This window comes from Spirillospora sp. NPDC046719, assembly GCF_040645715.1.
In the GTDB taxonomy this organism is placed as follows: Bacteria; Actinomycetota; Actinomycetes; order Streptosporangiales; family Streptosporangiaceae; genus Spirillospora.
The window spans coordinates 1-5,629 of sequence record NZ_JBEYYT010000526.1 but is presented as its reverse complement, the minus strand read 5'-3'; the positions used below and the strand labels follow the sequence as shown (position 1 = coordinate 5,629).

Sequence of the window (5,629 nt, the reverse complement as noted above, 5' to 3'; positions counted from 1 at the left end):
CGCGCCCTCCCACCCCCCACTCCCGCCCCCACCCCCCCCCCACCCACCACACCCATTCACCGCGCCCCGCCCCGCCCGCCCCCCCCCCCCCCCCCGCGGCGCCGCGCCCGGGCACCGGTCCGTCCCCGCCCGCGCGGGCGCGGGCCGTCCGCCGGCCGGATGCAGGACGTGAAAGGGCGTCGATGAGTCTTCTCGAGGTGACCGACCTGGAGGTCTCCTTCAGCACGCCGGACGGGTTGGTGCGCGCCGTGCGGGGCGTGTCGTTCGAGGTGGACCGGGGCCGCACGCTCGGCATCGTCGGGGAGTCGGGTTCGGGGAAGAGCGTCAGCACCCAGACGCTGATGGGCCTCACGCCGGGCGCCCGGGTGAGCGGGCGCGCCCTGTTCGAGGGCGCCGACCTGCTCACCGCGGGGGAGCGGCGGATGCGCCAGATCCGCGGCGCCGAGATCGCGATGATCTTCCAGGACCCGCTGTCGAGCCTGCACCCGCTGTACAGGGTGGGCCGGCAGATCGAGGAGATGATCCGCGCGCACGAACCGGACACCGGCCGGGACGCGGCCCGCAAGCGCGCGGTCGAGATGCTCGGCACGGTCGGCATCCCGCAGCCGGCGCGGCGCGCCGAGGAGTACCCGCACGAGTTCTCCGGCGGCATGCGGCAGCGCGCCATGATCGCGATGGCGCTCGCGCTGAACCCGAAACTGATCATCGCGGACGAGCCGACGACCGCGCTGGACGCGACCGTCCAGGCGCAGATCCTGGACCTGATGCGGCGGCTGCAGCGCGAGTACGACACCGCCCTCATCATGATCACCCACGATCTCGGGGTGATCGCCGACATGGCCGACGACGTGCTGGTGATGTACGGCGGGAAGGCCGCGGAGAAGGCGCGGCGGCGGCCCCTGTACTACCGGCCGCACCACCCGTACACCAAGGGGCTGCTGCAGTCGACGCCGTCGGCGGCGGCCGGCGCGGACCGGCTGCGGCCGATCCCCGGGCAGCCGCCGAGCCTGATCAACATCCCGTCGGGGTGCGTGTTCCATCCGCGCTGCGAGTACGTGATGGACCGGTGCGTCACCGACGAGCCGGTCCTGGACCCGGTCACGGGCGGCGACGACCCGACGCACGTGTCGGCGTGCTGGCTGCCGCTGGAGGCGCTGGGGCTCGGCGAGGACGCCGAGCGGCTGCGGCGCCGGGCGGTCGAGGAGGGGCGGGTGCGGGTGCGGCCCGCGGCCGCGGCGCGGGACGGTGCCCCGGAGTCCTCCGGCGCGGTCGACGCCCTCGCCCACGACCGGGACGTGGACATGGAGGCGGGCACGGACGCGGGCACGGACGCCGGCAGCGGCGCGGACGGCGGCGCGAGCGCGCACCGCAGGGACGGCCGGCCGGAGGGCGAGGACGACGGGGACGGCGGCGGAGCGCGCGGGGACGGAGGCGCCGCATGAACGGCGAGGCGAGCGGGCAGGGCGAGGTCCTGGTCTCGGTCGAGGACGTCTACAAGCACTTCCCCATCAAGCAGGGGATCGTCTTCAAGAAGGAGATCGGCCGCGTGCACGCGGTCGACGGCGTGGACCTGGAGGTCCGGCGCGGCGAGACCCTCGGGATCGTCGGGGAGTCCGGCTGCGGGAAGTCGACGCTGGCGCGCTGCGTCACCGGGCTGCACCAGGTGACGGCGGGACGGATCCTGTTCGAGGGCGACGACATCACCCGGCTCGGCAAGGCCGGATTGAAGGCGTTCCGCCGCGACGTCCAGATGATCTTCCAGGACCCGTACGGGTCGCTGAACCCGCGGCGCCGCGTCGGCTCCATCATCGGCGACCCGTTCGCGGTGCACTCGATCGCGGGAGGCGCCGAGCGCAAGCGCCGGGTGCAGGAGCTGATGGAGCTCGTCGGGCTGAACCCCGAGCACTACAACCGGTTCCCCGCCGAGTTCTCCGGCGGGCAGCGGCAGCGGATCGGGGTCGCGCGGGCGCTGGCGCTCAAGCCGAAGCTGATCGTGTGCGACGAGCCGGTGTCGGCGCTGGACGTGTCCATCCAGGCGCAGGTCATCAACCTGCTGAAGGACCTGCAGGACGAGCTGGGCCTGACCTACGTGTTCATCGCGCACGACCTGTCGGTCGTCCGGTACGTCAGCGACCGGGTCGCGGTGATGTACCTCGGCAAGGTCGGCGAGGCCGCCGAGGCGGAGACGCTGTACGCGCGGCCCCGGCACCCCTACACGGCGGCGCTGCTGTCGGCGGCGTCGATCGCCGACCCGGACGAGGCGGAGCGCGCCGAGCGGATCGTGCTGACCGGGGACGTCCCGTCGCCGATCGAGCCGCCGTCGGGCTGCCGGTTCCATCCGCGCTGCCCGAAGGCCGCGGACCGCTGCATCCGGGAGGACCCGCCGCTTGTGCCGCGCGAGGGCGACCCCCCCGACCACGTGACCGCCTGCCACTTCCCGGTGGAGCCGGGCGAGCGCCTCGCGCACAAGCACGCGGCGATCGCGCAGGTCTCCACCCAGCCGGAGCTCCCGGAGGCCGAGGAATGAGCAGCTACACCGATCTCGAGGCGCAGGAGGTCGACCCGACGGCGGGCACCGGGCCGGCCAGAGTGCAGGGCCGCACCCCGTTCCAGCTGGCGTGGGCGCGGTTCCGGCGCGACAAGCTCGCGGTCGTGTCCATCGTCGTGCTGGCGCTGATCGCGATCTACGCGATCCTCGCGCCGGTGTGGGCGCACCTGACCGGCCACCCCTACGACGCGACGTTCCCGAAGACGGGGCTGGACGTGAACGGGCAGCCGCGCGGGCCGTCCGGCACGTTCTGGCTCGGCGCCGACCAGCTCGGCCGGGACGTGCTGGTCCGCGCCGCCTACGGGGCGCGGATCTCGCTGGTGGTGGGGATCCTGTCCGCGGTGCTCGCGTCGATCGTCGGGACGCTGGTCGGGGTCCTCGCCGGGTTCGCCGGCGGCGCGATGGACACGCTGCTGGCCCGGCTGATGGACATGACCCTCGCGCTGCCGTACCTGCTGGTGGCGATCATGCTGGCGACCACGTTCCAGATCTCCTCGGTCGGCGCCAGCCTGACCCTGACGATCCTGGTGATCGCGTTCTTCTCGTTCGCCGCGTTCGGCCGGATCATCCGCGGCCAGGTGCTGTCGCTGAAGCAGAAGGAGTTCGTGGAGGCGGCCCGCTCGCTCGGCTCCTCCAACGCGCGGATCATGTTCGTGGACATCCTGCCGAACCTGGTCGCGCAGATCACCGTGCTGACCTCGCTGCTGATCCCGACGTCGATCGTGTTCGAGGCGACGCTGTCGTTCCTCGGCGTCGGGGTGCGGCTGCCGATGCCGTCGTGGGGGTCGATGCTCGGCGAGGGCAGCGACGTGTTCCAGACCGCGTGGTGGCTGCTGGCGGTGCCCGGCGTCCTGCTGCTGCTGACCACCCTGTCGTTCAACCTGCTCGGCGACGGGATCCGGGACGCCCTGGACCCGCGCGGCGACCGGGCCACCGGGGGGAAGTGAGCGCCGTGATCCGCTTCGTCATCCGCCGCCTGCTGTACGCGATCATCGTGCTGTGGCTGGTGTCCACGCTGGTGTTCGTGTTCCTGCACGTCTCGCCCGTCCCGGTGGAGCGGGTCATCGGCGGGCCGCGCGCCACCACCGACACCCTCAACCAGATCCGCCGCAACCTGGGCCTGGACCAGCCGGTCATCGTGCAGTACGGGCAGTTCCTCGGCCGGCTGCTGCACGCGAACCTCGGCGACTCCTACATCAACGGGGAGCCGGTGACGACGCTGATCGGGGACCGGCTGCCGACGACGCTGTGGCTGGTGCTCGGCGCCGGCGTCATCTGGTTCGTCGGCGGCGTCGTCACCGGGGTGCTGTCGGCGACGCGGGCGCGCAGCCTGCCCGACCGGGTCGTCACGGTGTTCGTCCTGATCGGGCTGTCGACGCCGCCGTTCGTGATGGCGCTGGTGCTGCTGTACCTGTTCTCCACCAAGCTCAGCGAGGCGGGCATCTACTTCTTCGAGGCGGGCCCGCCGCTGCAGATGCACTTCTTCCGCCGGATGATCCTGCCGTGGATCGCGCTGGCGTTCCTCATGGTCGCGGCGTACACGCGGCTGACGCGCGGCGCGATGCTGGACGTGCTGGGGGAGGACTACGTCCGGACGGCCCGCGCGAAGGGCCTGTCGCGGCGCCGCGTCGTCTACCGGCACGGGCTGCGGGCGGCGCTGACGCCGGTGGTCACGCAGTTCGGCATCGACCTCGGCGCGCTGATCGGCTCGACGATCGTCACCGAGAAGGTGTTCGGGCTGCAGGGGGTGGGGCAGCTGGTGTACCAGTCGATCGCGCTCGGCGACACACCGGTGATCATCGGGGTGACGCTGATGGTGACGTTCTTCGTGATCGTGGCGAACCTGCTGGTGGACATCGGCTACTCGTTCCTCGATCCGCGGGTCCGGCTGTCCTGACGGCGGTCCGGCGGTCCGGCGCGCACCGTCCCGACCGGGTCACGATGCGGACACTCGGGACGGTCAACGCGATCTCGGAGTAATACGGCGAGGTGCGCATGGATAAGCTTTCCGTATGCGATCGTGGCCCGCTTCCGACGTCCCCAGCCTCAGCGACGCGGGACTGCCCGCCTCGGCGCGGCGGCTCAGCCTGTACGACACCGGGACGGGCGCGGTGCGGCCCACGGAGCCCGGCGAGACCGCGCGGATGTACGTCTGCGGGATCACCCCCTACGACGCGACGCACCTCGGGCACGCCAACACCTACCTGACCTTCGACCTCGTCAACCGGGTGTGGCGCGACCTCGGCCACACCGTCCACTACGTGCAGAACGTCACCGACGTCGACGATCCCCTTCTGGAACGTGCCCAGCAGACGGGGGAGGACTGGCGGGAGCTCGCCGAACGCGAGATCCAGCTGTTCCGCGACGACATGACGGCGCTGCGGATCCTGCCGCCGGAGCGCTACGTCGGCGCGGTCGAGGCGATCCCGCTGATCGTCGAGATGATCGAGAAGCTGCGCGGCCGGGACGCCACCTACGAGGTCGACGGCGACGTCTACTTCCCGATCACCGCGGACCCCGCGTTCGGGCAGGTCAGCGGGATGACGCGGGCGCAGATGGCGCCGCTGTTCGCCGAGCGCGGCGGCGACCCGGACCGGCCCGGCAAGCGCGACCCGTTGGACGCGCTGGTGTGGATGGCGAAGCGGCCGGGGGAGCCCGGCTGGGACTCCCCGTTCGGGGAGGGCCGCCCCGGCTGGCACGTGGAGTGCTCGGCGATCTCCGTCGAGTACCTCGGCATGGGCTTCGACGTGGAGGGCGGCGGGTCGGACCTGGCGTTCCCGCACCACGAGATGGGCGCCTCGCACGCGCAGGTCGCGACGGGGGAGTCCCCGCACGCCCGCGCCTACGTGCACGCCGGCATGGTGGGCCTGCACGGCGAGAAGATGTCGAAGTCGCGCGGGAACCTGGTGTTCGTGTCGAAGCTCCGCGAGGCGGGCGTCGACCCGATGGCGGTGCGGCTGGCGCTGATGGCCCACCACTACCGGTCCGACTGGGAGTGGACGGACGCGGAGCTGCGCGCCGCGCAGGCCCGCCTGGACCGGTGGCGCGCCGCCGTCGCGCGCCCGTCCGGGCCGCCCGCGG

5 protein-coding genes are annotated in these 5,629 nt (G+C 72.6%); all 5 read left to right on the top strand.

The window, feature by feature from the left end:
• Positions 1-182: 182 nt before the first annotated feature.
• Positions 183-1,442 carry an ABC transporter ATP-binding protein gene (locus ABZ914_RS45015; RefSeq protein WP_500200830.1) on the top strand — a complete coding sequence of 420 codons (1,260 nt, stop codon included), beginning with the start codon at positions 183-185 and terminating at the stop codon, positions 1,440-1,442.
• On the top strand, positions 1,439-2,527 hold the full coding sequence (locus tag ABZ914_RS45010) for an ABC transporter ATP-binding protein (RefSeq protein ID WP_500200829.1): 1,089 nt from the start codon (positions 1,439-1,441) through the stop codon (positions 2,525-2,527). The genes ABZ914_RS45015 and ABZ914_RS45010 overlap by 4 nt, the downstream gene beginning before the upstream one ends.
• On the top strand, positions 2,524-3,495 hold the full coding sequence (locus tag ABZ914_RS45005) for an ABC transporter permease (RefSeq protein WP_500200828.1): 972 nt from the start codon (positions 2,524-2,526) through the stop codon (positions 3,493-3,495). The genes ABZ914_RS45010 and ABZ914_RS45005 overlap by 4 nt, the downstream gene beginning before the upstream one ends.
• Complete coding sequence (locus tag ABZ914_RS45000) at positions 3,492-4,445, top strand: ABC transporter permease (RefSeq protein ID WP_500200827.1); 954 nt, start codon at positions 3,492-3,494, stop codon at positions 4,443-4,445. Before ABZ914_RS45005 ends, ABZ914_RS45000 begins: the two co-directional genes overlap by 4 nt.
• Positions 4,446-4,560: 115 nt before the next feature.
• On the top strand, positions 4,561-5,629 hold a 1,069-nt coding region (gene mshC / locus ABZ914_RS44995; protein ID WP_500200826.1), incomplete at its 3' end, for a cysteine--1-D-myo-inosityl 2-amino-2-deoxy-alpha-D-glucopyranoside ligase.

What these genes read in the sequence shown, in the direction of transcription:
- ABZ914_RS45005 (WP_500200828.1), top strand. Translation starts at nt 2,524, where the DNA reads ATGAGCAGCTACACCGATCTCGAGGCGCAGGAGGTCGACCCGACGGCG.
- ABZ914_RS45010 (WP_500200829.1), top strand. Translation starts at nt 1,439, where the DNA reads ATGAACGGCGAGGCGAGCGGGCAGGGCGAGGTCCTGGTCTCGGTCGAG.
- ABZ914_RS45015 (WP_500200830.1), top strand. Translation starts at nt 183, where the DNA reads ATGAGTCTTCTCGAGGTGACCGACCTGGAGGTCTCCTTCAGCACGCCG.